At 75.6% G+C, this 26937-nt stretch carries 21 protein-coding genes; 7 read left to right on the plus strand and 14 right to left on the minus strand.

The genetic code is table 11. From position 1 onward, the window contains the following. Positions 1 to 179 precede the first annotated feature (179 nt). From PHK61_RS17420 to PHK61_RS17430, 3 genes are read left to right on the plus strand one after another with little or no spacing between them, the layout of a single operon-like run. The gene (locus PHK61_RS17420; protein WP_274282272.1) at positions 180 to 659 is read left to right on the plus strand and encodes an Lrp/AsnC family transcriptional regulator; all 480 of its coding nucleotides are present in this window, start codon (positions 180 to 182) and stop codon (positions 657 to 659) included. Between the two features lie 33 nt (positions 660 to 692). Continuing rightward, the gene (locus PHK61_RS17425; RefSeq protein WP_274282273.1) at positions 693 to 1517 is read left to right on the plus strand and encodes an arylamine N-acetyltransferase family protein; all 825 of its coding nucleotides are present in this window, start codon (positions 693 to 695) and stop codon (positions 1515 to 1517) included. Further along, positions 1507 to 2307 (plus strand): thioesterase family protein, encoded by an 801-nt coding sequence (locus PHK61_RS17430; protein ID WP_274282274.1) that lies wholly within the window; start codon positions 1507 to 1509, stop codon positions 2305 to 2307. Before PHK61_RS17425 ends, PHK61_RS17430 begins: the two co-directional genes overlap by 11 nt. 140 nt (positions 2308 to 2447) lie before the next feature. Here the strand turns inward: PHK61_RS17430 and PHK61_RS17435 are convergent, their stop codons facing one another. Beyond that, positions 2448 to 3557, minus strand: a complete 1110-nt coding sequence (locus tag PHK61_RS17435; RefSeq protein ID WP_274282275.1) for an SPL family radical SAM protein — start codon at positions 3555 to 3557, stop codon at positions 2448 to 2450. A 144-nt stretch (positions 3558 to 3701) separates the two neighbouring features. On the opposite strand from PHK61_RS17435, the gene PHK61_RS17440 reads away from it, so the two are divergent. After that, entirely contained in the window at positions 3702 to 3914 is a 213-nt protein-coding gene (locus tag PHK61_RS17440; protein WP_274282276.1) for a hypothetical protein, read from the plus strand. On the opposite strand, the gene PHK61_RS17445 is transcribed toward PHK61_RS17440, so the two are convergent. Together PHK61_RS17445 and PHK61_RS17450 are read right to left on the minus strand one after the other, a co-directional pair. Beyond that, a complete protein-coding gene (locus tag PHK61_RS17445) occupies positions 3902 to 4408 on the minus strand; it encodes a class I SAM-dependent methyltransferase (RefSeq protein ID WP_274282277.1) in 507 nt (168 codons plus the stop codon). The genes PHK61_RS17440 and PHK61_RS17445 overlap by 13 nt on opposite strands. Beyond that, positions 4405 to 4800 (minus strand): ArsR/SmtB family transcription factor, encoded by a 396-nt coding sequence (locus PHK61_RS17450; RefSeq protein WP_274282278.1) that lies wholly within the window; start codon positions 4798 to 4800, stop codon positions 4405 to 4407. The genes PHK61_RS17445 and PHK61_RS17450 overlap by 4 nt, the downstream gene beginning before the upstream one ends. A 95-nt stretch (positions 4801 to 4895) precedes the next feature. Here PHK61_RS17450 and PHK61_RS17455 point away from each other — a divergent pair, with 95 nt between their 5' ends. Both PHK61_RS17455 and PHK61_RS17460 read left to right on the plus strand, forming a co-directional pair. Beyond that, the gene (locus PHK61_RS17455) at positions 4896 to 5867 is read left to right on the plus strand and encodes a phosphotriesterase family protein (RefSeq protein ID WP_274282279.1); all 972 of its coding nucleotides are present in this window, start codon (positions 4896 to 4898) and stop codon (positions 5865 to 5867) included. After that, positions 5864 to 7384, plus strand: a complete 1521-nt coding sequence (locus PHK61_RS17460; RefSeq protein ID WP_274282280.1) for a class I adenylate-forming enzyme family protein — start codon at positions 5864 to 5866, stop codon at positions 7382 to 7384. The genes PHK61_RS17455 and PHK61_RS17460 overlap by 4 nt, the downstream gene beginning before the upstream one ends. Positions 7385 to 7388: 4 nt before the next feature. On the opposite strand, the gene PHK61_RS17465 is transcribed toward PHK61_RS17460, so the two are convergent. The 5 genes from PHK61_RS17465 to PHK61_RS17485 form a co-directional block, all read right to left on the minus strand. After that, the gene (locus tag PHK61_RS17465; RefSeq protein ID WP_274282281.1) at positions 7389 to 8936 is read right to left on the minus strand and encodes a DICT sensory domain-containing protein; all 1548 of its coding nucleotides are present in this window, start codon (positions 8934 to 8936) and stop codon (positions 7389 to 7391) included. A gap of 162 nt (positions 8937 to 9098) precedes the next feature. Continuing rightward, the gene (locus tag PHK61_RS17470; protein WP_274282282.1) at positions 9099 to 9749 is read right to left on the minus strand and encodes a LutC/YkgG family protein; all 651 of its coding nucleotides are present in this window, start codon (positions 9747 to 9749) and stop codon (positions 9099 to 9101) included. Then, positions 9746 to 11200 carry a LutB/LldF family L-lactate oxidation iron-sulfur protein gene (locus tag PHK61_RS17475; protein WP_274282392.1) on the minus strand — a complete coding sequence of 485 codons (1455 nt, stop codon included), beginning with the start codon at positions 11198 to 11200 and terminating at the stop codon, positions 9746 to 9748. Before PHK61_RS17475 ends, PHK61_RS17470 begins: the two co-directional genes overlap by 4 nt. 53 nt (positions 11201 to 11253) lie before the next feature. Next, positions 11254 to 12000: a (Fe-S)-binding protein gene (locus tag PHK61_RS17480; RefSeq protein WP_274282283.1), complete on the minus strand. Its 747-nt coding sequence runs from the start codon at positions 11998 to 12000 to the stop codon at positions 11254 to 11256. Between the two features lie 67 nt (positions 12001 to 12067). Continuing rightward, positions 12068 to 14266, minus strand: coding sequence for a serine/threonine-protein kinase (locus tag PHK61_RS17485; RefSeq protein WP_274282284.1), 2199 nt, complete (start codon positions 14264 to 14266; stop codon positions 12068 to 12070). Positions 14267 to 14609: 343 nt separating this feature from the next. Here PHK61_RS17485 and PHK61_RS17490 point away from each other — a divergent pair, with 343 nt between their 5' ends. Further along, positions 14610 to 17273 (plus strand): helix-turn-helix transcriptional regulator, encoded by a 2664-nt coding sequence (locus tag PHK61_RS17490; RefSeq protein WP_274282285.1) that lies wholly within the window; start codon positions 14610 to 14612, stop codon positions 17271 to 17273. An 11-nt stretch (positions 17274 to 17284) separates the two neighbouring features. Here PHK61_RS17490 and PHK61_RS17495 read toward each other — a convergent pair whose 3' ends face one another. The 6 genes from PHK61_RS17495 to PHK61_RS17520 form a co-directional block, all read right to left on the minus strand. Further along, positions 17285 to 19075, minus strand: coding sequence for an Hsp70 family protein (locus PHK61_RS17495; protein ID WP_274282286.1), 1791 nt, complete (start codon positions 19073 to 19075; stop codon positions 17285 to 17287). Between the two features lie 81 nt (positions 19076 to 19156). Next, complete coding sequence (locus tag PHK61_RS17500; RefSeq protein ID WP_274282287.1) at positions 19157 to 20119, minus strand: hypothetical protein; 963 nt, start codon at positions 20117 to 20119, stop codon at positions 19157 to 19159. A gap of 93 nt (positions 20120 to 20212) precedes the next feature. After that, positions 20213 to 21667 (minus strand): dynamin family protein, encoded by a 1455-nt coding sequence (locus tag PHK61_RS17505; RefSeq protein ID WP_274282288.1) that lies wholly within the window; start codon positions 21665 to 21667, stop codon positions 20213 to 20215. A 254-nt stretch (positions 21668 to 21921) separates the two neighbouring features. Beyond that, a complete protein-coding gene (locus PHK61_RS17510; protein ID WP_274282289.1) occupies positions 21922 to 23829 on the minus strand; it encodes a dynamin family protein in 1908 nt (635 codons plus the stop codon). A 180-nt stretch (positions 23830 to 24009) separates the two neighbouring features. After that, entirely contained in the window at positions 24010 to 25473 is a 1464-nt protein-coding gene (locus PHK61_RS17515; RefSeq protein WP_274282290.1) for a hypothetical protein, read from the minus strand. Between the two features lie 278 nt (positions 25474 to 25751). Beyond that, the gene (locus tag PHK61_RS17520; RefSeq protein ID WP_274282291.1) at positions 25752 to 26903 is read right to left on the minus strand and encodes a lysylphosphatidylglycerol synthase transmembrane domain-containing protein; all 1152 of its coding nucleotides are present in this window, start codon (positions 26901 to 26903) and stop codon (positions 25752 to 25754) included. Positions 26904 to 26937: the final 34 nt, after the last annotated feature.

Here is a 26937-nt window from a genome sequence, read left to right on the forward strand (position 1 = left end):
CCTGGGTGGTCCGGCGCACGGGGCGCGGGGTGGGTCCTCGTGGGCCGGGCCACACGTCGTGGCGGTGACACAGAAGGTAAGGACCTACTCGCCAGTGGTCTATTCTCGTGTTCGACGGCTGGGCCAATGGTCCAGTGATCGAGCCTTCTGACTGATCCGCTTCGGCCATTGGACGAGCCATGGACCTCGACGACCTCGACCGCGCCCTCCTGCTCGCCCTGCTCGAGCGGCCCCGCGTCGGGCTGCGCGAGCACGCGCGGGCGCTGGGGATCGCGCGCGGCACCGCGCAGGCCCGGTTCCTGCGGCTCCAGGAGCGCGGGGTGATCGTCGGGTTCGAGCCGCAGGTCGACCCGGAGGCGCTGGGCTACGACGTGCACGCCTTCGTCACGCTGCACATCACCCAGGGCCGGCTCGACGCCGTGGCCGAGCACCTGGCGACGATCCCGGAGGTGGTGGAGGCGCACAGCATCACCGGGGACGGCGACCTCTGGGCCCGGGTGGTCGCGCGGACCAACGCCCACCTGGAGCAGGTGGTCCAGGGGATCATCGGGACCCCGGGGGTGGAGCGCACGCGCACGGAGATCGCGCTGACCGAGCGGGTGACCCACCGCGTCCTGCCGCTCGTGCGCGCCCTGCCGCGCGGCCGTCGTGGCACTTGACCCGGACCACCCTCGAGGTCCCACGGTGGGGCCATGACCCTCGACGTGCAGACCGCCGTGAGCGCCGCCCTGTCGGACGCCGACGTCACCGCGTACCTGGAGCGGATCGGTCTGTCCGGCCCGTCCGCACCGCCGACCCTGCCCGAGCTCACCCGGGCCCACGTGGCGGCGATCCCGTTCGAGAACGTCGACGTGGTGCTCGGCCGCCACCGCGGGATCGCGCTCGACGTCGTGGTCGACAAGCTCGTCCGCCGGCGCCGGGGCGGCTACTGCTACGAGCACGCGCGCCTGTTCGCCGCCGTCCTGACGCACCTCGGGTACCGGGTGCGCACCGTCATCGCACGGGTCCAGGCGGATCGGGGCGGCCCGCGCACCCACCGCGCGCTGGTCGTCGACGACCACCTCGTCGACGTGGGTTTCGGGGCGAGCATGCACGTGCCGATGCCGCTGCGCGACGGCGTCGTCGTCGACCAGGCCGGCTGGGACCACCGGCTGGAGCGCGAGGACGACGGGCACTGGACGCTGGTGCGCCGCACCCTCACCGGCGAGGAGCGCGCCTACCGGATGGACCCGCAGCCCTCGCTGCCCGTCGACGACGAGGTCGCGCACCACTACACGTCGACCCACCCGTCGTCGCCGTTCACCGGCCAGCTGGTCGTCATGCGCCTGGCGCCGGGAGTGAGCCGACGTCTCGTGCGGCGGACGCTGATCACCGAGCACGCCGACGGGCGGGTCGAGGAGCTCCCGGTGACGGGCGAGGACGTCGTCGACGTGCTGGCCTCGCTCGACGTCGAGCTCGACGACGAGGAGTCGGCGGCCCTGCGCGCGTGGTGGTCTACTCAGGACCGTGATCGGTGAGCTCGCGCTCGACAGCACCGCCGAGCGGGTCGGCGACGGGGTCCACGAGATCGTCCTGTCGGACCGCTGGGGGCTGCTCGACGGCCGGCTCAACGGCGGCTACCAGCTCAGCGTCGCGCTGCGCGCCCTCGCGGCCGAGGTCCCGCTGCCCGACCCGGTCGTCGCGTCCGCGTCGTACCTGCGGCCGGCGTGGCCCGGGCCGGCGCGGGTGCTGACCTCGGTCGTCCGGGCCGGTCGCCGCCTGGCGACGGGGACCTCGCGGCTCCTGCAGCCGGGGCCCGACGGTGACGAGCGCGAGGTGCTGCGCCTGGAGGCGACGTTCGCCGACCTCGCCGCCTCGCCCGCCGAGCCCGTCGACCGCACCGCGGCGCCGGCGCTGCCGCCGTTCGAGGAGTGCCGGACGTTCGGCGGGGCGGACGCGCCGGACACCGCGACGGTCGGGCAGCGGATGCGCTACGGCGTGCCGGCGCTGCCCGGCTGGGTACGCGGCGAGCCGTCGGGCGACCCGCACGCCGAGTTCTGGTTCGGGTTCGCCGACGGGTCGGACGCCACGCTGCTCGACCTCGCGTTCGTGGTCGACGGCGCGGCGCCGGTGGTGCTGGAGCTGGGCCGCGGGTCGAGCACCGCGCAGCTCACCGTGCACCTGCGCGAGCACCCCGCACCCGGCCCCCTGCTCTGCCGCACGGTGAGCAACCACCTCGCCCACGGCCTGCACGACGAGGACGTCGAGGTGTGGGACTCGCACGGCGTGCTCGTCGCCCAGGGACGGCAGCTCGCGCTGCTGCTCTGATGCGGCGGGCGGGGCACCGGGAGTCGGCGGGACCCGTGGGAGCGAGGGGCTCGTTCGCTGCGTGGGACGCAGCGGGGGACGCCCTCGCTCCACCAGGTCGGGGACGTGCACGGCGGCCTCGGACCCGAGATCGCGGGGTACTACGTCCAGTAGAGGACCCGGGCCGCCGGGAGGCGTTCCTCGAGCTCGGAGGTGACGTGCGCGCGCAGGTCGGCCATCACGTCGTCGGGGTAGACGTGCTTCACCGCGCCGAACTTGCCGCGCTTGGTCCGGCGCTGCCCCGGATCCATCTCCAGCCGGGTGCGCGGGTACCAGGTCTCGAGGGTCTCCTTGCTGCCCGGCGTGAAGCGGTGGGTGATGCACTCGGCGGTGAGGTCGAGGGGCTCGACACCCTCCAGCGCCGCGGCGACCCGGGCCAGGAGATCGCTGTAGGCCGCCCGCCAGTCCCCCACCGGCATGATCGGTGCGATCGTCATCCCGACGGGCCAGCCGGCGCGGGCCATCGTCGCCAGCGCCTCGATCCGCGCCGGGACGGGGTCGGTGCCGCCCTCGAAGCGCCCGACGACCGACTCCGGGCCCAGCGAGAAGCGCAGCCGCGTGCGCCCGCCGTGCGGCAGGTCGAGCAGCCCGGCGACGTCGGCGAACTTGGTCGTCGCGCGCAGCTGGACCGGCCCGCCGACATCGTGGGTGCCGACGTGGCGGATCGCCGCGGAGAGGCTGCCCGTGACGTGCTCGATGCCCAGCGGGTCGGTGTAGCAGGACGCCTCGAAGGTCGTGCCCTCCCCGGCGCGGGCGGCCGACGTCGAGGTGATCGTGCCGTGCCCGACGTACGCGTCGAGCCCGCCGAGGATCTCTTCGAGGTCCCCGAACACGCGGGTGACGGGCGGGCCGGTCAGCGACCCCGCGAGGTAGCAGTACTGGCAGTGCGCCGGGCAGCCGCGGGCGAGGTCGACGCGCCAGTCGGCGCTCGGCGGGATCGGGTCGAGCTTGCGCGCCGACGCCGGGCTCGTGACGACGGCCAGTGTCGCCTTCGCCCGGGCGTAGGTCTCGCGCTCGGTGTCCCCGCGCAGGCCGGTGATGCGGTCGCCGCGCAGCAGCTCGACGTCGTCGACGCCGGCCGCCTCGCAGCGGCGCAGGATCTCCGCGGTGTGCGGGTGCTCCTGGGCGGAGCGGGTGACGAGGACGTGCTGAGGAGTCCAGAGACGGGTCCGGGGCCGGGCCGGCGACGGTGCCGGGAGGGGTGTCGTCATCGCACCCACGTCAACGCGTCGCACGTTCGGCGACTTCCGGCCGGAGGGGGTGATTGCGCCGATCGTGGGCGGGATACTCGCCGACGTCCGGCGGTGGCGCCGGTCACACCCGCCCGACAGCCGCACCCACCCCGGGAGGCTCCCGTGTCCGCTCCGTCCACCGGCCCCGACCTGCGCCCGGCGGCGCTCGACGACACCGCGCTCGAGGAGGTCCACCGTCTCGAGCAGCGCCTCGGCACCCCCGTGGTGGCCTACGAGTCGACCAGCCCCTACGCCGAGCTGAGCGACGACCAGCTCGCCGAGATCCAGCGCACCGAGGCGGCCCTCGGCGTGCGCCTGCTGGCCTACCGCTCCTGAGCACCCGCGGCGCGGACGTGCAGCAGCCGCACCCCGCGTCGCGTCGGCACGCCGATCTCCGGGACGAACCCGCCCGCCACGAGGTGGTCGCGGAGCCGGTCGACGACGTCCAGGCGCGGCGCCGCGCCCCCGTCGGAGCCGTACACGAGGTGCAGCACGCCGCCCGGGCCCAGCGCCGTCGCGAGCACCGCGAGCTCCGCGCGCGCCGGCCCGGTCCAGAAGACGTTGACGTTGATCGCCAGCGCGAGGTCGAACGCCCCCGGCTCGGGCCGGAACTCGGCGAGCGAGGTCGTCAGGACCTCGGGGGCCCCGGCGCGGCGGGCCGCCGCGGTCGCCGTCGCGGAGCGGTCGAGCCCCGTGTACCGCCCCCGCGGCAGGCGGTCGACGAGCAGCGCGGCCGCCACCCCGCGCCCGCACCCCACCTCGAGCACCCGCGCGTCGGGGGCGGGGTCGACGAGCTCGACCGCCGCCGCGAGCCGGGGCGGGACCCTCATGACCCGGCGCCCCGCGCGGCCGGGCGGCACTCGCCACGGTCCTCGCCACGGTCCTCGCCACGGTCCTCGCCACGGTCCTCGCCACGGCCGAGGTGGCGTTCGAGGGCGTCGAGGCGCCCCGCCCAGAAGCGCGTCTGGCGGGCGGCCCACCCGGCGAGGTCGTCGAGCGGGCCGCGCGCGAGGCGGTAGACCCGGCGCTGGGCGTCGACCGAGCTCGTGACCACCCCGGCCTCGCGCAGCACCCTCAGGTGCTTGGACGCCGTCGGCTGGCGGATGCCGAAGCGCTGCGCGGCGAGCTCCGAGAGCTCCCCGGCCGTCGCCTCGCCGCGGTCGGCCAGCCGCTCGACCATCGAGCGCCGCACCGGGTCGGCGACCGCCCGGAACACGTCCACCCGCCGTACTTTGCCACACAGCTATATCGCTGTCGAGCGAACAACGGACCGGGGACTACGGTGGTCCGGGTCACAACGAGCGGGAGGTGCGGGCGATGCCCACGGTGGAGACGGTGAAGGGCCCGGTCGACGTCGGCGACCTGGGCACGACCCTGATGCACGAGCACGTGTTCGTGCTCAGCCCGGACATCATGCAGAACTACGGCGACGAGTACTGGGACGAGGAGGTCCGGGTCGCCGACGCCATCGACAAGCTGCGCCGGCTGCGCGACCTCGGCGTGACGACCATCGTCGACCCCACCGTCGTCGGGCTCGGGCGCTACATCCCGCGCGTGGCCCGGATCAACGCCGAGGTCGACCTCAACATCGTCGTCGCCACCGGGCTCTACACGTTCGACGAGATCCCGCACTTCCTGCACTACCGCGGCCCGGACACCGTGCTCGGCGGCGACGAGCCGATGACCGAGATGTTCCTGCGCGACATCCGCGAGGGCATCGGCGGCACGGGGATCAAGGCGGCGTTCCTCAAGGGCGTCGTCGAGGAGCGCGGCCTCACCCCCGACCAGACCCGCATCCAGCACGCCATCGCGACCACCCACGTCGAGACCGGCGTCCCGATCACCGTCCACACCAACGCCGCACACCAGACCGGGCGGCTCGCGCTCGACCTCTACGAGCAGGCGGGCGTCGACCTCACCAAGGTCGTCGTCGGGCACGCCGGCGACAGCAACGACCTCGACTACCTGCGCGAGATCGCCGACCGCGGCGCCACCATCGGCGCCGACCGCTTCGGCATCGACGTCTTCAACCCCACCGACCAGCGGGTGGCCACCATCGCTGCGCTCTGCGCGGAGGGCTACGCCGAGAAGATCGTGCTCGCCCACGACGCGTCCTGCTACATCGACTTCTTCTCCGGCGCGAGCCAGGCGACGAAGGAGCAGATGCTGCCCAACTGGCACTACGAGCACATCCACCGCGACGTGCTGCCCATGCTGCGCGAGCAGGGGGTCACCGACGACCAGATCACGACGATGCTGGTGGACAACCCGCGGCGGTACTTCTCATGAGCCCCACCCCGCTCGGGCGCGGGGCCGCGCCGTTCGACACCACCGGCATCACCCGCGGCGCCGACGGCGTCGCGCGCTACGACCACCTCGCGCCGTCGGTCGTGGCGATGGTGCGCGCGTCGGTGGAGCGCCACCCGGACGTCGAGGCGGTCGTCGAGGTCGGCGGCGAGCGCGTCACGTACGCGCAGCTCTGGGACCGGGCCGCGCGGGTCGCCGGCGGCCTGGTGCTCGGCGGCGTCGGGCGCGGCGACCGGGTGGCCTCGCTGCTGCCCGCCGGGCTGGACTGGGTGGTCGGGTTCCTCGGCACCCTGCTCGCCGGGGCCGTCGCGGTGCCCGTGAACACCCGCTTCGCCGCGCCCGAGGTGTCCTACGTCCTGGAGGACAGCGCCGCGGCGGCCGTGCTGCGGCCCGGCGAGGCGCTGCCGGACGGGCACCCCGAGGCCCTCGACGACCTCGTCCCCGGCGACCTGGCCGCGATCTTCTACACGAGCGGCACCACCGGCCGGCCCAAGGGCGCGCGGACGACCCACGGCAACTTCCTGTCCAACGTCGAGACCGCGATCCGCGTGATCGGGATCGACCGGGCGATCGGGCCGTCGCTGCGCAACCTCGTCTCGGTGCCGCTGTTCCACGTCACCGGGTGCAACTCGCAGCTGCTCGTCCAGCTCGGGCTGGGCGGCACCACGGTGGTGCTGCCGGTGTTCGACGGCGCCGCGTTCGTGAGGACGATCGTCGACGAGCGCATCGACACGCTCGTCAGCGTGCCGGCGATCTACGGCCTGACGCTGGCCCGCGACGACCTCGGCGTCGACCTCTCGCACGTCGCGCGCGTCTCCTACGGCGGCGCGCCGATCGCGCCCGCGCTGGTCCGCCGGCTCATGGAGCGGATGCCCCAGGCGCGGCTGGGCAACGGGTTCGGGCTCACCGAGACCTCGTCGATCGCCACCTTCCTGCCGCACGAGTGGGCGGCGGAGAACGCGGACTCGGTGGGGTTCGCGGCGCCGGTCGTCGACCTCGCGCTCGACGGCGTCGACGACGCCGGGGTGGGCGAGCTGCTGATCCGCGGCCCCAACGTCGTCGACGGCTACTGGGCCGCGCCCGAGGCGACGGCGCGCACGTTCGTCGACGGCTGGCTGCACAGCGGCGACCTCGCGCGCGTCGACGACGGCATCGTGCGGATCGTCGACCGGGCCAAGGACGTCATCAACCGGGGCGGGGAGAACGTCTACTCGGTGGAGGTCGAGAACGCCCTCGCGGGCGCGCCGGGGGTGGTCGACGCCGCGGTGGTCGGCGTCCCCGACGACGTGATGGGCGAGAAGGTCGGCGCGGTGCTCGTCGGGTCGGACATCGACGTCGGCGCGGTGCTGGGCTACCTCGACACCCAGATCGCCGACTTCAAGGTGCCGCAGTACGTGGTGGTCTCCGCCGACCCGCTGCCCCGCAACCCGGGCGGCAAGCTGCTCAAGCGCACCCTGCGCGACAGCACCGACTGGGGCGCGCCGGTGCGGGGTCGCTAGCCCGTCACTGGCGCGGCCGCGGCACCTCGGCCGCGACGACCCCGTGCGAGCCGGGCAGCAGGGCGTCCGGGTCGGCGTGGTCGCGCCCGTCCGGGCCGAACCACGGGTGCTGGACGGGGGCGGGCTCCGTCGTGGCGGGGGCCGGTTCGGTCCCGTGGCGGCCCGGCTCGGGCAGGACGCGACCCGCCCGGGTGGAGACCACCGCGATCCGCTCCCCGGTGGGCGTGCGGCCCGCGTCCACCACGCCCTCGGCCGCGTCGGGCCGGCGCGCGACGGCGACGCGCAGGTCCTCGACGGGCAGCGGCCGCAGGTGGGTGACGATCGTGGCCACGGTCGCGGTCAGCGGCACGTGCGGGTAGCCGTCGGAGGCGAGCTCGAGCCCGACGGCGATCTCGTCGCCGAGGCCCGCGAGGTGGCGCGGCGAGGCCCCGGGGACGACGACGAGGAACTCCCGGCGGCCCATCCGGACCGCGGCGTCGACGGGCCCGAGCGGCTGGCCCAGCGCCGCCGCCACCTTGCGCGCCGCGTGGTACTCGGCGCGCGCGTCGCCGACGTCGTCGAGGCCGGCGACGTCGACGAGGGCCAGGCCGACCGGGAGCTCGGTGGACCCGCCCGGGGACGCCCAGCGCTCGAGGAAGTCCGGGGTCGGCAGGCCGCTGGAGGGGTCGATCTCGGCGGAGCGGTGCGCGTCCGCGGCGCGGTGCGCGTCGGCGAGCTGCTCGCGCAGCGCCCGGCTGCCGGCCTGCGCGGTCTGCATCCGCGTGATCATGTGCGCCAGCGACGCCGTCGCCCACGCCTCGGCGGGCGTGCCGCCGCTGCCCGCGACCTCGCCGCCGGTGGCCATGACCTCGCCGAGCAGCGCGTCGACGCGGCGCAGGAGCGGCTCTGCGAGCCGGGTGCCGAGCGCGAGGCGCAGCCGGGCGAGCTCGGCCCCGGCCTGCGCGTGGGCGTAGCCCCAGCGGCCGTGGAACTGCCGGCCGGCCTCGGTGCCGTGCTCGTGCGCGTCGTAGGCGTGCTGGTCGGTCGCGACGAGGAACGCCCCCGCCTGCGGCCCGACCGCCACGACCGTCCACTCGTCGGCGAGCTTCTCGTCCGGCTCGATCAGCACCGTGTGCACGCCGCGCGGCGCGGCGTGCTCCTCGCCGCGGACGAACCCGACCACCACGTCGGCGCCCGCCTCGGCGAGGCGCTCGTAGACGACGCGCTCGCGCTCGAAGAACTCGAGGCGCTGGAATAGGGCGACCACCACCGTCGGCGTCGGCGACGCGCCGATCGGGCTGGACACCACCGCCTTCTCGATCGCGTGCGACACCGCGACGAGCAGGCGCTTCGGCACCGGCGTCGGGCGACCGCCCGCCGCGTGCTCCCACGTGCGGCGCGGCTCCTCGTCGAGGCGGGTGCGCGTGGCCCGCGCCGTGGCCTCCGCGACGGCCTGCGACAGCGGACCGGCCACCCCGGCGGTGCCGCCCGCGGGGACGGGCGCGACCGGGGGGACGGGCGGCACGGTGGGCACGGTGGCGAGGGGTGCGCTGCCGTTCGGGTGAGTGGTCACCGGGATCTCCTGGTGTCCGCGTCGGGGCGGGTGGCCCGGCCGGTTCCCGGCCCACGGCGGGCGACACCTCTTTCCGGGCACCACGCGACGACCGGCCGGTGGGGAGCGACGACGAGACCCAGGTCACTCGTTCGGACGGCGACCACTCGGGGTGTCCGCGGATCACACCTCGTGACCGGCGACCAGCACCACGTCGAGGCGGCGGGGGCCGTGGACACCCTCGACGCGGTCGAGCTCGATGTCGCTGGTCGCCGAGGGCCCGGAGACGAAGGTCAGCGGGCCGTCCGGGTCCAGGCGCGCGAGCGCCTCGGGGACCGACGACACGACCTCGGCGGCGCGGACGACGCACACGTGGTGGTCGGGCACGAGGCTGATGGCCCGCCGGCCCTGGTCGGGGGCGAGCGCGTCGAGCACGAACGTGCCGGTGTCGGCGATCGCCACGGCCGCGCCGGTGACGACGGCGTCGACGCGGTCGAGGTCGGCGACCGACAGCGGCGGGTCGTCGGACCGGACCGACGCCGTCGCCTCCGCGAGCCAGCGCTCCGGCACCCCGGGCGGGGCGACGACGGTCGTCGCGCCCGCGTCCGCGAGCACCCGCGCGATCGCCGCCGGTACGCCGTCCTCGCCGGCCACGCGGTGCACGGTCGCCCGGTAGTCGGTCAGCGTCTCCTCGAGCCGGTCGACGGCGCCCGCGCTCCCCGGCGCGTGCGACCCGGTGCGGCGGTAGGTCCGCGGCACCTCGGGCGGCGTCGACCCGCCGGCGTCGCGGGCGGCCCGCAGCCGGGCCAGCACCTCGTCGCGGGCGGAGGTCACGACCGCTCCTGACGCCGCGCCCACCACTCCCGGAACGTCTCGGCGGGCGGCGGGGGCATGTCGCGGGCGCCGAACCAGGCCGCCGCCCCCGGGCCCGGCACCGACCGGATCCGCCCGGAGCGCCCGAACAGCCGGCCCAGCTTCATCGCCCGCTCGAGCAGCGAGAACCGCCCCGGGGTCGCCATCGCGGCCGCCGCCGCGCGCATCGCCAGGTCCTGCGCCGTCGGCCGCCCGTGCGCCGCGACCGCCGCCGCGCGCTGCTGCACGAGCAGGTGCGGGATGTCGATGCGCACCGGGCAGGCGTCGAAGCACGCCCCGCACAGCGACGACGCGTAGGGCAGCGAGGCGTTGACGTCGTCGGGGCCGTCGATGCCGGTGAGCTGCGGGGACAGCACGGCGCCGATCGGGCCCGGGTAGATCGACCCGTAGGCGTGCCCGCCCGTGCGCTCGTACACCGGGCAGACGTTGAGGCACGCCGAGCACCGGATGCAGTGCAGCGCCTGCCGCCCGTCCGGCGAGGCCAGCACGTTCGAGCGGCCGTTGTCGAGCAGCACCAGGTGGAACGCCTGCGGCCCGTCGCCGGGCGTGACCCCGCTCCACGTCGACGTGTACGGGTTCATCCGCTCGCCGGTGGAGCTGCGCGGCAGCAGCTGCAGGAACACCTCGAGGTCCGACCACGTCGGGACGATCTTCTCGACGCCCATCACCGTGATCAGCGTGTCGGGCAGCGTCAGGCACATCCGCCCGTTGCCCTCGGACTCGACCACCGAGATCGTCCCGCTGTCGGCGACGGCGAAGTTCACCCCGGAGATCCCGACCCGCGCCGACAGGAACTTGCGCCGCAGGTGCGCCCGCGCCGCCATCGCGAGCCTCCGCGGCTCGTCGGTGAGGTCGGGGTCCACGCCGGGCATCTCGCGCAGGAAGATGTCGCGGATCTCCGAGCGGTTCCGGTGGATCGCGGGCACGAGGAAGTGCGACGGCGTGTCGTCGGAGAGCTGGACGATGAGCTCGGCGAGGTCGGTCTCGAGCGCCGCGATCCCCGCCTCGCCGAGCGCCTCGTTGAGCCCGGTCTCCTGGGTCGCCATCGACTTGACCTTGACGACCTCGTCGGCGCCCGTCGCCCGCACGAGGTCGACGACGATCCGGTTGGCCTCCTGCGCGTCCCGCGCCCAGTGCACGACCCCGCCCCGCGCGGTCACCGACGCCTCGAGCTGCTCGAGCAGCTCCGGCAGCCGCGCCATGACGCCGGCCTTGAGGCACTCGCCCGCGCGGCGCAGCTCCTCCCAGTCGTCGACCTCGCCGACGACCGCGGCGCGCTTGGCCCGGATCGTGCGGGTGGCGTGCCCGAGGTTCTGGCGCAGCTGGGTGTCGGCCAGCGCCCGGTGCGCGGCGACCGGGAACGGTTCGCGGCCGCGCAGGTGCCCGTGGGGGTCCGACGCGACGGTGGGCATGCCGAGCTCGACGGTCCGGCTCCGCTGCGCTCCGCGTCCGCGATCCGTGGTGGTCACGCCGTCACCCCCTGCTCGGTGCTCGCCAGGATCTCCGCCAGGTGCACCGTGCGTACGCCCGAGCGCAGGCGCGAGAGCCCGCCACCGATGTGCATGAGGCACGAGGTGTCCCCCGCGGTGCACACCTCGGCGTGCGTCGAGAGCACGTTGGCCATCTTGTCCGCGAGCATCGCCGTCGAGGTCTCGGCGTTCTTCACCGCGAAGGTCCCGCCGAACCCGCAGCAGACCTCGGCGTCGGGCAGCTCGGTCAGCGTCAGCCCCCGGACCTCGCGCAGCAGGCGCAGCGGCTTGTCGCCGACGCGCAGCATCCGCAGCGAGTGGCACGTCGGGTGGTAGATGACGCGGTGCGGGTAGTAGGCGCCGACGTCGGTGACGCCCAGGACGTCGACGAGCAGCTCGGAGAGCTCGTACGTGCGGGCCGCGAGGTCCTCCGCCGCCCGCGCCAGCTCCTCGTCACCGCCGCGCCGGGCCACCATCGCGTGCTGGTGGCGCACGCAGCCCACGCACGAGCCGGAGGGGGCGACGACGACGTCGGCGGCGCCCGAGAACACGTCGACGTGGTGGCGCACGAGCGGCAGCGCGAGGTCGAGGTAGCCGGTGTTGACGTACATCTGACCGCAGCAGGTCTGGTCCGCGGGGAAGACGACCTCGTGCCCGAGGCGCTCGAGCAGCTCGACCGTGGCCCGCGGGGCCTGCGGGAACATCGCGTCGCCCAGGCACGTGGCGACGAGGGCGATCCTCAAGGGACTCCTCGCGATCGTGGTGGTGGTGGCCCCCGAGTGTCCCCCGCGCCCCACCGGCCCCGCTCGCTCAGCGGGCGGGGAACTCCAGCAACCAGAACTCCGAGCGGCTGGTCACCCAGGCGCGGGTGCCGTCGCGCGTGGCGGCGACGCCGAACGGCAGCTGGCCGACCGGGACGCTCGCGATGACGTCGTCCCGGCTGTTGATCACCGAGACCGTCGACCCCGGCGCGGCCTCGCTGCCGTAGTTGGTGACGAGCGTGTGGCGGCCGTCGCCGGTGACCGCGACGCCGATCGGCCCGCTGAGCCCCTCGGTGATCGTGGCGGTGACGGTGTCGTTGCTCGTGTCGATCACGCTGACCGACCCCTGCGGGGCCTGCGCCGTCCCCTGGCTCGCGACGTAGGCGTAGCGCCCGTCGGGCCGGACCGCGACCCCGCGCGGGGTGTCGCCGACCCGGATGGTGCCGGTGACGGCGTTGGTGGCGGTGTCGACGACCGAGACCGTGTTGCCGACGCCGGTGAGCACGCCCTCGTTGGCGACGTAGAGCTTGCGCCCGTCGGGGGTCAGCGCGAGGCCGCTGGGCCCCTGGCCGACCGGCACGGTCGCCGTCACGCGGGCCCCGGAGAGGTCGACCACCGAGACGGTGCTGCCGGGCGCGGCGTTGGTCCCCTCGTTCGCCACGTACGCGACCCGCCCGTCCGGGCTCAGCGCGAGCCCCGAGGGCGCGGGCCCCACCTCGATCCGCGTCGTCACCCGGTTCACCGTGGTGTCGACGACCGAGAGCACGGTGCCGGGCGCCGCGTCGCTGCCCCGCTCGCTGACGTACACCCGCGTCCCGTCGCCGCTGACGGCCAGGTCGCCGGGGAAGGTGCCGACCGGGGTGGAGCCGGTCACCTGGTCCGTCGCGGTGTCGACCACGGCGACCGAGGGCGAGGGCGGGCTGCCGCTCAGCCCGCTGACGAACGCCCGGCGTCCGTCGGGGCTCACCTCGACCCAGCGCGGGCTCTGCACCGGCGGGGCGACGGCGCGGGCCGTCGGGACCGCGCCCGGCGACCACAGGTCGAAGACCGCGTCGGCCCCGATCGCGCCGCCGGCGACGACGACGAGCGCGGCGAGCCCGACGGCGACCCACCGCCACCGTCGGGGTCGCCCCGCCGGCGCCTCCAGCGCGGGTGCGGGCGGGCGCCCGGGGGTCGGCGTCCCGACGCGCGTCGACCCCGGCGGACCCGACCCCGGCGGGCCCGATCCCGGCGGGCCCGATCCCGGCGGACCCGACCCCGGCGGACCCGACCCCGGCGTCACCGGTCCCGTCCCGTCGGCGGCCGGCCACGCCGAGCTCGGAGGACCGGTCCGGGACGGCGTCGTGGCCGGCCCCCTCGGGCCCGCGCCGAGCACCGAGGTGGCCACGCCCACGGGGGCGGGCCCCGTCCCGGCCCGTCCGAGCGCCGCGACCGTCGCGTCGGCCAGCGCGCCGGGGGTCCCGAAGCGCTGGGACGGGTCCTTGGCCATGCCGGTGGCCACGACCTGGTCGAAGACCGCGAGATCCGGGCGGGACCAGGAGGGGGCGGGCACCGGCTGGTGCACGTGCTGGCCCATGTGCGCCACCGGGTCGGGGCCGGGGAAGGGCCGGTGTCCGGTGAGGAGCTCGTAGAGCAGGCAGCCCAGCGCGTAGACGTCGCTGCGGAACGTCGCCGGCTCGCCGCTGAACAGCTCCGGCGCCATGTACGCCGTGGTGCCCAGCACGGTGCCGGTGCTCGTCAGGTGCGCCGCGCCCGGGCTCGCGAGGCGGGCGATGCCGAAGTCGACCAGGAAGCAGAAGTCGCCGCCGCGCTGCCCGGTCAGCAGCACGTTCGACGGCTTGACGTCGCGGTGCACGAGCCCGGCGGCGTGGGCCGAGTCGAGGGCCTCCGCGATCTGCCCGACGATGTCCACGGTCCGCCCCGGCGGCAGCCCCTGCGGGTGGGCGCGCACGGCCGCCGCGAGGTCGCCGCCGTCGACCAGCCGCATGTCCACGAACAGACGCCCGTCGATCTCGCCGAAGTCGTGGATCGTGATGACGTGCAGCGAGGACAGTCGCGCGGTCAGCCGGGCCTCCTGCTGGAACCGTGCCCGGGACTCCGGGTCGGCCGCCACCGCGCTGCCGAGCAGCTTGAGCGCGACCGGGCGCTCACGGCGTGTGTCGAAGGCCTCCCAGACCTCCCCCATCGCGCCGCGGCCGACCAGACGCCGCAGCTCGTACGGGCCGAACACCTCGCCCTCGGCGGTCACCTGATCACACCCCTGTTCCGGCCGACGCCACCCGGGCGATCCGCGCCGTAGGTTAACGCCGTCCTCGCCGACGACGGACCCGTTCCGCGCCGACGCGCGCCGAGCGGGGAACCCGGTCCCGCGTGCCGCCGTCCGGAGGCGGCGGCGGCCCCCGCGAGCCGGGCACGCACCGCACCCGGACCGACCCCGTCCGTGACGATTGGGCTGGTCACGGGCTCGCGTCGTCGCCCACGACCGACCGCCCCGACCGACGGTGATCCTTGAAGTCTGCGTACGGTCCGTGAACCATACGGAGAACACACGGGTCCGGGGAGATACCCGGAGCGACGAGGGGTACGGCACCATGCCGGAGGTCTGGCCGCTGGTCGGTCGCTCCGCCACGCTGTCCTCGATCGTCCATCTCGCCCAGACCCGGCAGGGCGCAGGGGTCATGCTCGTTGGTCCACCCGGCGTCGGACGGACCCGCCTGGCCCTCACGACGCTGGCCGCGGTCGTCACCACGGACAGTGCCCGGTGGTCGCCCGTCTGGGTGATGGCGAGCCGCTCCACCCAGGACATCCCCCTGGGGGCGATGAGCCATCTCCTGCCCCGGATGGACACGGCGCCCGACGGCGAGGCGGCGCTGACCGGCCACCTGCTGCACGAGGCCCGGCTCGCCCTGCGCCCGGAGCCCGGCGCGGGTCAGCTCATCCTCGCCGTGGACGACGCCCACGTCCTCGACACGACGTCGGCGGTGCTGCTCCAGCAGCTCGCCGTCTCCGGGGACGCCTTCCTCGTCGTCACCGCGCCGGCGGGCCTCACCCTCCCGGACCCGATCTTCGCCCTCTGGAAGGAGGGGCTGATCGACCGTCTCGACATCCGGGAGTTCGACCGCGCCCAGAGCGACCAGCTGGTCGCCCGGGCGCTCGGCGGGCACGTGGACGGGGCGGCCCTCCAGCGACTGTGGCGGTACTCCCTGGGCAACGCGCTCTTCCTGCGCGAGCTCGTCGACGGCGCGCGCGAGAACGGCACGCTGCGCCAGACCGGCGCGGTGTGGCGCTGGGAGGGCGAGTTCGCGCCGTCGTCGCGGCTGGTGGAGATGGTCGAGGCGCGGATGGGCTCGCTGGCGGCGCCCGAGCGGGACCTGCTGCGTCTCCTCGCCTTCGGCCAGCCGCTGGGCAGCGAGGTCGCGGCCGAGCTCGTCTCGCCGTCGGTGCTCGCGACGCTGGAGCGCCGGGAGCTGGTCGAGTCGGTCCGTGAGGGACGGCGGGTCAACGTCCGCCTCAAGCACCCGCTCTACGCCGAGATCCTGCGCCAGCAGGCCACCCCGCTGCAGGAGCGGCAGGCCTACCACCGCCTCACCCGGGCCATGGAGGCCCACGGCACCCGGCGGGGCGAGGACCGCAGCCGCCTGCTCGGGTTCCGTGTCGGCCAGGGCGAGGAGGCCGACGCCCGCGAGCTGCTCGCGGCCGCCCGGGACGCGGCCGCCGCCGACGCGGGGCTCGCCGACCAGCTGCTGCGCGCCGCCGCGGACTCGGGCGGCACCGTCGACGTGCGCCACCAGCTGGCCCGCGCCCTCGTCGCCGCCGACCGCTTCGACGAGGCCGAGGCGGTGCTGGCCGAGGTCGCCACGCGTCCGGAGATGGCCTCGGCCCCGCCCGACCAGCTCGTGGCCTCGGCGCTGATCCGCGTGCCGAACGCCTACTGGGGCCTGCACGACGTCGTCGGGACCCGCGACGTCCTGCACGCACTCGACCGCACGATCCCCGCCGGCTCCGCCCCGGAGGGCCGGGCGTGGCTGCGCGCGGTGCTGGCGCTGCTCGACGGCCAGCCCCGTGCGGCGCTCGAACGCCTCGACCCGCTGATCGCCGACACCCCCGAGGACCCCGGGCGCCAGGAGATCCACGTCGCCGCCCTCTCGGTCGCCGCGTTCGCGAGCGCCCGGGCCGGCGCCCTGGAGCGCGCCCGCGACCTCGTCGCGCGCGGCCTGCCGATGATCGAGCGCGACGGCGACCCGAGCGGCGGCTGGCTGCGCTTCCAGTTCCTCACGGCGTCCTGGTACGCCGACCTGCAGGCGGGCGAGCTGGACCGCGCCGAGAAGCTCGCCCGCGACTGCTACGCCGAGGCGCTGGCCCAGGGTCTGCGCACGCCCATGGCCATCTACGCCACGTGGCAGGGGATCGTGGCGGCGCGCCGGGGCCGGGTCCGGACCGCCGCCCGGTGGCTGCGCGAGGCGGCGGCGGCCGTGTCCGCGTCACGCTTCTGCTTCGCCGTGCCGCTGGCCGGTGAGCTGTCGATGGTCCTGGCCGCGTCCGGCGAGACCACCGAGGCGCGCACGGTGCTCGCCACCGCTGACGACGTGCCCGGCGGGGGCCTGTTCGCCGGGTGGCAGACCGCCGCCAACGTGTGGCTCCTCGGCGTCGAGGGCCGGGTGTCGGCCGCGACGGAGGCGGCGATCGCCGCGGTGGCCGCCTCCGAGGACCCGGGGCACCTGGTGCAGACCCTGCACACCGTCGTCCGCGTGCGGGCCATCGGCGTGGTGGCCGACGAGCTCGAGGTGCTGGCCGCCGACCTCGACGGCGCGTGGCCCGCCCTGGTCGTCGACCACGCCCGGGGGCTCAGTGCGCGCGACGGCACCGCCCTCGACCGGGTCGCCGCGCGCTGCGAGCAGCTCGGGTCGCTCCTGCTCGCCGCCGAGGTCGCGGCCCAGGCCTCCGCCGTGCACCGCTCGGACGGCAGCACCACGGCCGCGCGGGCGTCGGCGGCGCGGGCGCGCGCCTGGGCCCAGGAGTGCGAGGACGCGCGGACCCCGGCGCTCGGGCTCCTCGAGGCGTCGACGGAGCTGACGCGCCGCGAGCTGGAGATCGCCTCGCTGGCGGCCACCGGCCTGACCAGCAGGGCGATCGCCGAGCAGCTGGTCGTGTCGGTGCGCACCGTCGACAACGTGCTCCGCGCGGTCTACGCGAAGCTCGGCGTGTCCGGGCGCGGGGAGCTCTCGCAGGTCGCCGGGCTGCACGTCGCCCGCTGAGCCCGGAGAGGTCAGGAGCCGCTGCTCGAGCCGCCGTCGGTCGTGCCGCCGGTCGTGCCGCCGGTCGTGCCGTCGGTGGTGCCGGGTTCCGGCGGGTTCGGGTGGTGCCCGTTGGAGGTGGGCTCCGACGTGGGCCCGTTGTTCCAGCCGCCGTTGCCGCCGCCCCCGCCGCCGCCACCGCCCCCGCTGGGCGCGCGGCGGGCCTGGCTCTCCCCCTGCCGGGTCCCGCCCGAGGTGCCGGCCGCGGGCTCCTCGGCGGCCGGCTCGGCGGGCGCGACCGACACCGGCGGCGGCGCCACCGAGGCGGGCGGCGGCGCGACCACCGAGGCGTCCGCCGGCGCCGGGGAGCCGGCCGACGCGACCCGGTACACGTAGGTCCCGCCGCCGGCGAGCACGGCCAGCAGCAGCGCGGCCCCGATCGCCATCGGCACGCGGCGGCGGGGCTTCTTCTCGGGCTCGGCGGCCTGCAGGGCGGGCGCGGGCATCCCGGCCGCCGGGGTCCCGACCGGCATCGGCCCGCGCGCCGCGGCCGGCCGCGCGCCGTTGTGCAGCATCGCCGTGGTGGCCGCCGGCACCGCCCCGGAGTGCGGGCCGGTCCGCCGCGGCGGCGGCAGCGTGCCGGGACGCCGGAAGGTGCCCGACGACGGGCCGTTCATCGTCCCGACCATGGTGGTGGCGGCCGCGGCGGTCCGGCGGACCTGCGGGCCGGTCGAGCCGCCGGCGGGGCCGCCGCCGTGGACGTACTCGGTGTGGGCCATGCCGGCGGCCCCGAGGACGATGGCGTGCTTCGGGTGGGCGTCGACCGCGGTCGGGCGCCCCAGCTCCGCGGAGACCATCTGGCTCACCAGCGGGATGCGCGACGAGCCGCCGACCAGCAGCACGGTGGTCAGCTGCTCGGGACGCACCTGCGCCGAGTCGAGCGCGCGGCGCAGGGACGCGATCGTCGCCGAGATGGACGGGCGGACCATGTCCTCGAACTCGCCGCGGGTCAGCCGCACCTCGGTCTGCAGCGAGGGCAGCATCACCGGGATCGTCGCCTCGGTGTCGGCCGAGAGCGCCTCCTTGGCGAGCACGCAGTCCTGGCGCAGGCGGATCACCGCGCTCGTCGCGCGCGGGTCCGACGGGTCGAGCTCGGACACGGGCCCGCCGAGCACGCGGTCGACGTGGGTGAACACCGCCTCGTCGAAGTCGATGCCGCCGAGCCCCTCGATGCCCTCCGGCGTCCCGAGCAGCTCGAAGCCGTCGCCCGACGTCCGGAGCACGGTCGCGTCGAAGGTGCCGCCGCCGAGGTCGTAGACCGCCACGGTGGCGCCGTCCTCGAGGCGCTCGTTCGTGGCGTAGTGGGCCGCCGCCGCCTCCGGCTCGGTGATCATCCGGACGTTCCGAAGACCGGCCTGGCGGGGGATCTGGTCGAAGAGCTCCCGCTTGTACGGGCCCCAGTTCGCGGGGTGGGTCAGCGTCACCACGTCCGGCATCCGGCCCTCGCGCTCGCTGACCGCCTTGACGACGTCGCCCAGCTGGCGGGCCATGAGGTCGCCGGCGGCGTACGGCGACCCGCCGAGGATCAGCGGCATGGGGTCGCCGAAGCGCCGCTTGACCTCGCGGGCGACGCGGTCGGGCTCCGAGGCGGCGCGGCGCTCCGCGGCGTCACCGGTGAGCACGGTGCCGTCCTCGCGGACGAGGATCACCGAGGGCACGGCGGCCGCGCGGTCGCCGAGGCTCGCCATCTCCACGCGCCCGTCCCGATCGACCGCGGCGGCGGTGAAGGTGGTGCCGAGATCCACGCCGAGTCCGTAACCCACCGGAATCTCCTCTCGCTCGCGCTGTCCTACGTCGGGGTGTCGGCCGGGGTGTCGGTCGGGGTGTCGGTCGGGGAACGCGGTCTACACCGCGAGTTCGCTCGCATCGGGCGGGTCGTTACCGGCGTCATGGTCGCCGAGCCCGGGGTCCGGCCCGGGGACGGTGTCCCCCGGCAGATCGTGGTCGGGGGCTCCGGCGGGCGCGTCGAGGACGTCGGGCTGGTGGTCGGGCTGGTGGTCGGACCGCTCGGGGAGCCGCCCGTCGAGCCCGTCGTCGACCGGCAGCGGGGTGCCGGACACCGGCGTCCCGGGGGCCGCGAGCCCGACCGGGGGCGTCCACCCGGGGGTGCCGGCGTCGTCCGGTGGCGCGGCTCCGTCGCCCAGCCCGCTGTCGGGAGCGGGCTCGCTGATCCCGTTGACGCTGCGGTCGTAGCTCACGGTGTCGACGGAGAAGCTGCCGTCCGCGTTCTCGACCACGTGCACCTGGCCGCGCTCGTGGATGAGCAGGTCGGTCTCGCTGGCCGGGGGCTCGGGCACCGCGGCGTGGTGGTGCTCCTTGAAGACGTAGTGCTGGCCCGCGTCGTCGGAGATGATCAGGTACTGGAAGGCGTCGACGTTGTACGTCGCCCCGGCGCCCTCGTTGACCACGACGTCCTGGTACATCTCGACGGTCAGCCAGTCGTCGCCGACGCCCTGCGGGTCGAGCACGCGGAACGACTCGGCGAGCGCCGGCGCCTCGCCGCCGGGCGGGACGTCTCCGGTCGTGTGGGCCACAGGCGCCACCGCGGCCGTGGTGGTGGCGCTGGTCGCCCCGGGCTCCGACGCGGCGGCGTCCACCTGGGTGCCGACGGCGATCGCCATCCCCAGCCCCGCGCCGGCCTTCGCGGCCCGCCGGGCGACCTCGCGGATGTGCGCCGGCGCCTCCGCGCCGTTCTCCTCGGCACTGCGCAGCCAGTCGGGGATCACCCCGCGCACGTCGCGCTTCGCGGCCTCCCAGAGATGCGCCGGCATCCCGGGCGGCACGGCGCTGGGTGCCCGCACGGTCATGGCACGAGTCTCGGTGGGGCCGGACCGGGGGTCATGAGCAACCACTACTCGGTTTCCGGTGCGGGCCGGCGACGGCTTGCTCATGGCCAAGGGTCACCACGAACCGAGCGCGCCCACGAGCAGGCCCTCGCAGGTGCGCACCAGGACCCGCGCGGCCTGGCGGACGTCGCGCGCGGACGCGGGGTGCTCGGCGCGGCGCTGCCACTGGGCGAGCGCCGCGCGCGCCACCCGCTGCATCTCGCTCGCGGGGGTGTCGGGCTCGACCCCGAGCCGCTGCCAGACCTCGACCCCGCCGCCGCCCAGCAGGCGCTCCGCGGACTCCCGCTCGGTGTCGGTGAGCATGAGGGAGCCGACGCGGATGCCGTCGAGGAGGCGGACCTCCGCGAACTCGTGGGCCCCCGAGGTGACGATCTCGAGATCGTGCAGGAGGTGCTGGGCCGCGGGCACCGGGTAGCGCCGGATGGTCGCCTCGACGGCGAGCAGCGCCGACCGGGCCTTGAGCACCTCGGCCCGCCCGGCGAAGCGGCTCAGCAGCGCCTCGCGCAGGGGCTGCAGCCCGCTGCGGGTGAGCAGCTCGCGCGACAGCGCGCCCGCGGTGCCGGCGACGCCGGTGTAGCGCAGGCGCACCGAGAGCCGGATGCCGAACAGGCCGAAGCGGTCGAGGAGGGCCGCGCGCCGCGCGGGCGACAGGTCGAGGTCGGGCATCTCGCGGTTCGCGAAGCGGTCGGCGGTCAGCAGCATCTGCTCGACGTCGTCCTCGGGCGCCTCGGCGAGGCGCTCGATGGCCCGGAACTCGTCCTCGCGCAGGGTGGCGGCGGTCGACGCGAGGAGGCCCGCCACCGGGATGACCGTCTGGCACAGCGCCTGCACGCGGGGGTCGACGCGGTAGCGCTCGGCGACGCGCGCGGCGCTCTCGAGGGCCTCGGGGCGTCCGTGGCCGACCTCGTCCGCGCGGGCCAGCACGCCGAGGGTGTTGATCGGCCGGCGCTCGGTGGGGTCGTCCCGGAAGGTCTCGAGGAACCGGACGTCGGACGTGTGGATGTGGCGCATCAGGTAGACGACCGCGTCGGCGGCGCTCGGGCCGCCGCCCTGCTCGGTGAGCGCGGACTCGGTGCGCCGGGAGAGCTCGGTGGTCAGCGAGTCCATGCCCGGGGTGTCGATCAGGGTCATCGTCTTCAGCGCGGGCGAGGGCCAGTCGACGACCAGGCGTTCCACGTCCTGCGCGCGCATCCCGCCCAGGTCGCTGTCCAGCAGCCCCCCGGACGGTCCGGGCGGCAGCTGGCGCGGCGGGCCCTGCCGCGGGTGGGCCATCACCCGGTAGGTGTGGCCGTCGCGGTACCAGGTGACCACGCGCGTGCACTCGCCCGCGTCGGTGGCGGCGAGCTCCTGGCCGACCAGGGCGTTGAGCAGCGTCGACTTCCCCGACTTGATCCGGCCGGCGATCGCCACCCGCAGGGGCTCCTCGAGGCGGGCCGCCGCCGCCTGCAGACCTGGCTGGGCGGGGCCGCCCGCGTAGATGTCCATCGCCTGCTGGACGAGGCCCCGCACGCGGGGCAGCAGCGTGGCCGGGGGTGGCGCGGCCGGTCGTCCGGGCGGCGGGAAGGGCCCCGACGGCGGGAAGGGGCCCGACGGCGGGAAGCCGTGCGCCGGGCCGGCGGGACCCGGCGGTCCGAGGGGCCCCGGCCGGCCGCCGGGGCCGCCGGGGCGTCCGGGTCCTGCCGGGCCGCCGGGGCCCGGGGGATGTCCCGGGCTCCGCGACGGCGGCGCCCCGTACGGCCCGGGGCGGGGACGGTCACCGGGGCTCATGTCACGGCCTTCGCGGGAGGGGCTGCGGCCGGCGTCGCCGCACCGGCCGACAGCCCCGACGCGCGGGTGCGCTCGAGGTGCGCGGACAGGTCCTCCACGCGCGCCTTGAGGCTCGCGAGGGACTGGAGGTCGGTCTCGGCGCGCGACCGGGCGCCGCTGTCGGACTCGCTGCTCTTGGCGGCCTCCTGGGCCGCGGCGAGCGCCTCCGTCGACGAGCGCTGGAGCTCGGTCACCCGCTGCGACCAGGCGTTGCGCAGCTCGCGCTGCACGTGCCGGATCGCGTCCCGCGAGTCCTTGCCGAAGTGCATGTTGAACTCGTCCACGAACCGGCGCACCGCGTTCTTCGCTTCGGAGCGGCGCTTCTCGAGGGCGCGCTTCTGCTCCTCCTTCCACCCCATCCGGCCGAGCAGCAGGCCCGGGACGACGCCCAGCGCCAACGGCACCGGCAGCCCCGTCAGCGACATCAGCATGTTGAACATGAGGAACCCGCTGTAGGACTTCTGGAACGCGGCCATCCCGGCGCCCTTGGCCTTCTTCTCGGCGAAGCCGGCGTCGGCCCGGAGCCCGTCGAGCAGCTCGACGGGCGCCGCGACCTCGCGGGCGCGCACCACCTGCGACTCGGCGATGTCGAAGTGCTGGCCGACCGCGATGGCGACCTCCTTCGCCCGGTTCACGAACATGGCGTAGTTCTCCAGCGCCTCCCCGGCCAGCCGCTGCCGGAGCCAGGCCTCGAACTCCTCCCAGTTCTTCGCGGGATCGCCCTCGTCGATCGACTTCTCGGCCTCGTGGACCACGATCCGCGTGCGTTGCCGGAGGTCGAAGTCGACGTCGGACGAGATGTCGGCGAACCCGTCCTGCAGCACCGACTGCCACTTGGACGAGCGCTCGCGCAACGCGTCGGCCTGCTCCTTGGCGCGCGTGAGCTCGCTGACGAGCGCGGCCGACCGCTGCGGGTCGGCCAGGGCCGCGAGGCGGGCGCGCGCCACGACCTCCATCTGTTCCACGGCGGAGTGCACGTGCGTGATCGCCGCGTCGAGGGCGAGCTTCTCGCCGCCGGCGACGACCTCGTTGAGACTCGCGATCAGGGCGGGGAAGCCGGACTCGTTGTTGAGGTCCTTGCTCATCGTGCTGGCCGCCAGCGAGCGCACCTCCGACGACACCGCGAGCGAGTCGATCTCGATCCCCGCCCGCTGCAGGTGCTGCCGATCGCGCTCGAGCATGCGGGCCGAGTTCGGGTACAGGTCGGTCTTGGTCAGCACGAACAGGACCGTCGGGCACAGCTCCTTCACGGTCCGCAGGAACGACACCTCGCTCTCCGTGAGCTCCTGCGAGCAGTCACTGACGAAGAGCACCGCGTGCGAGCGGGGCAGGGAGCTGATCGTCGAGGCGTTCGAGCCGGATCCGATCCCGCCCACGCCGGGGGTGTCCACCAGGACGAGGCCGCTGGACAGGATCGGGCGGTCGAGCCCGACGGTCACGCGGCGGACGTTGCGGCTGTTGCCGGGATTGCCGAACTCGGAGGCGTACTGCGGGACGTCCGACGGGGCGATCGTCTCGTTCCACCCGGCGCCCGACGCGCCGGCGGTCGGTTCGAAGACCGCGCTCGCGGACAGGGTCTTGGCGTAGCGCACCTCGGTCAGCACCGCGGTGGCCACGTCGTCGTCGACCGGGCAGATGGGCGCGGTGAGCAGCGCGTTGATCAGCGAGCTCTTGCCCTGCTTGAACTCGCCGACGACGTGGACCGTGATCGACCCGTCGCTCAGGATCTGCTTGGCGCCCCGGAGCCGGGCGACGAGGTCCTCGCGCTCGTAGGCCTGTGCGCCCTTGATCGCCATGTCGATCGTCTCGGCGGCGTGGCGCGCAGCGGCGCTCTGCGTCTTCTGTTGCTGCTGCTGGACCGCCATGCCCTCTCCCGTCCCCTGTCCCGGGCGCCAGCCTCCGCCGCTGGGACGTGATCGTCATGAGTAGCGACTACTCATGTCTGTCGGTGGGTCGTGCCGACGCGCGGGGACCCGCGCGCACGACGGTCCGGCACGGTCGCGATGACCGTGCCGGACCGTCGGTGCCGGGCCCCCGGAGGTGGATCAGCCGTCGGCCGCGTCCGACCCGCCGCCGCTGTCCGACCCGCCGCCGCTGTCCGAACCGCCGCCGTCGTTGCCGCCGCCGCTCGACTCGAAGCCGCCTCCACCGGACTCGAACCCGCCGTCGTCGAACCCGCCCCCCGAGTCGCTGCCGCCGCCGGCGCCGACGGTCTCGAGGACCGGCTGCTCCTGCTGCTGCTCCTCGACGCCGCCCGACCTGCTCGCCGGCTCCTCGACCGGCTCCTCGGTGGACGAGCCGCTGTCGCCGCCGTTGCCGTTGCCGTGGAAGACCAGGCCGCCGTCGGTCGACTGCGGCTCGAGCTCCGACTCGCCGACGGGGGTCTCGGCGGGGAACGGCTGGGTCTCCAGCGTCTCCTCCGCCACGGGGATGGTCTCGCCACCGGCGCCCTCCGGCGGGGTGGTCTCACCGCCCGTGCCCTCGGGCGGGGTGGTCTCGCCACCCGAGGCCTCGGGCGGGGTGGTCTCGCCACCGGTGCCCTCGGGCGGGGTGGTCTCGCCACCGGTGCCCTCCGGCGGAGTGGTCTCACCGCCCGTGCCCTCGGGCGGGGTGGTCTCACCGCCCGTGCCCTCCGGCGGAGTGGTCGCGCCACCGGTGCCCTCCGGCGGAGTGGTCTCACCGCCCGTGCCCTCCGGCGGAGTGGTCTCACCACCCGTGCCCTCCGGCGGGGTCTCCGGGGGGAGGCCCGGCGTCGGCGTGGGGTTGCCCTCCTCGTCGATCGGCGGGAGCGGCGGGACGACCGGGGGCGGCACGGGGCTCGGGTGGGGGTGGGTCTGGTACCACTCCTCGGGGTCCGGGCAGTGCGGCGGCCGCGGGGCGTCCGGGCAGTAGTCCGGGTTGTAGCCCTCGGGGCAGTGCACCGGGTGGTAGCAGCCCGGGTTGTAGTGCGGGTGCCAGCAGTAGGGGTTCTCGACCGGGTGGAAGCCCCAGGGGTTGTGGACCTCGTGGTAGCAGTGCGGGTTCCACACCGGGTCGTACTCGTACGGGTCGCCGTAGTGGCCCGACGGCTCGAGGTTGTCGTACAGGTACCCGCAGTCGGGCGGGCAGTACGTCGCGTGCATCGGGCAGTTGTAGTCCCGGGGCAGACAGCCCTGTTCGACGTAGGTGGCGCAGCTGTCGTACGGCGGGCAGTCGGGCTTGATGTCGCCGGTGCCGGGCGGGTAGGGCTGCTGGTTCCACCCGCCGTCGGGGTCGGTCCCGTCGGTGCCGTCCGTGCCGTCGGTCCCGTCCGTGCCGTCGGTGCCGCCCGTGCCGTCGGTGCCCCCGGTCCCGTCCGGGGCGTTGGGGTCCGGCGCGTTCGGGTCCGGGGCGTTGGGGTCCGGGGTGGTGGGGGCGGGCGCCGGGGCGGTCCCGGTGCCACCGGTGGCCGCCGGCGCGGGGGCGATGTCGCTCGCCGGGTCGCCCGACGGCTGCATCGGGACGTTCGCGGGGTTCGCGGGGATGGTCATGTCGGTCTCCTTCCGTTCCGGGAGGACCGGTGTGCCGGCCCGCTGTCTCGGTCTGGGCACAAGACTGCTGGCGCCGGGAGACCCCGTCATGAGCAGCGCACTACTCGATGCCCACCGGGGTTGCTCGGGGATTACTCGGTCCGCCGGGGCGGACGCCCACCGATGCGGGTCGAGGACATGAGTAGCGGGTCACAGCGCGGGCCCGCACTACTCGGTCGGCGCCGCCGCGGAGCTCTGACCAGCGGTTCCGCGCAGCGGGCGCCGGCTGGACCGGGACGTCAGCGGGGTCGGTGACCCCGGCCCGCCACGTCGATCTCGCCGGTGTCCCCGGCGTCGGAGGCGGCGGATCCGCCCTCGGACGGCGCGGCATCGAGCTCGTCCACGGCCTCCGCCGAGGGGGTCTCCTTGGCGTGGATGACGAACCACGCGACCCAGCCCGCGACGGCGACCCCGACGAAGCTGACCAGGCGGTAGAGCAGCACCGCCGCGAGGGCGGGACGGGAGGGGACACCGCCGGCGACCAGCGCGGCGAGCAATGCGCCGTCGACGAGCCCGAGACCGCCGGGCAGGAACGCGGCGCTCGAGGCGGCGGTGGCGGCGGCGTAGGCGACGAGCACCAGCGCGAGCGTCATGCCCCGGGCGCCGACGGCGACGCAGCAGGCCGCGAGGCACGTGATGTCGAGGATCCAGTTCGCGAGCGCCGAGGTGCCGACGACGAGGCGGCCCCTGCCGCGCAGCTCGATGAACTGGAGCGCGGCGATCTGCTCGGCGAGCTCGGCGACGCCGTCCTCGCGGGGCCGGCGGCGCACCCGGTTGACCAGTCGCAGCCCCCACGACCCGGCCGTGACGAGCAGGCCCGGCCGCTTCGCGACCACGATCACGCCGGCGCCCAGCGCGGCGACGCCGACGATCTGGAAGATCATCCAGGGCAGCGAGGTCGGGCGGCCGCCGACCACGAGCGCCGACCCGAGCGCGATCGCGGCGAGCGCGAGGCTGGCCGCCACCCCGCCGGCGACCATCGTCCACGTCGTCGCGGGCCCGGTCGCGCCCCAGGCGCGGCGCCGCCTGTAGGTGTAGGCCGTCGACAGCGCGGCACCGCCGGGCACGGTGAGGTGCAGGGCGTTGGCCGCGAGCGTGGCCATCGTGACGGCGCCGAGCGAGACCCGGACGGCCGCGGCCACGAGCAGGCGGTGGTGCAGCAGGGAGAACGCGACCAGCGCGCCGGCCTCGCACGCGACGGCGACCGCGACCCACATCGGGTCGGCCCCGATCAGCGCCGCGCCGGCGTCCTTGACCGTCGGCCACACGATGACGATGCCGGTGGTGATCGCGGCCGCCACCACGAGCGCGGTGAGGATCCGCAGGACCCTGCGGGTGCGTGGGGAGGCGCCCGCCAGTCCCGCCGGTGCGGAGGTCACGGTCGCGCTCACCCCTTCATTGTCCTCGTGCCCGAGCGTCCACCGA

Source organism: Actinomycetospora lutea (assembly GCF_028737205.1).
Classification (GTDB): domain Bacteria; phylum Actinomycetota; class Actinomycetes; order Mycobacteriales; family Pseudonocardiaceae; genus Actinomycetospora; species Actinomycetospora lutea.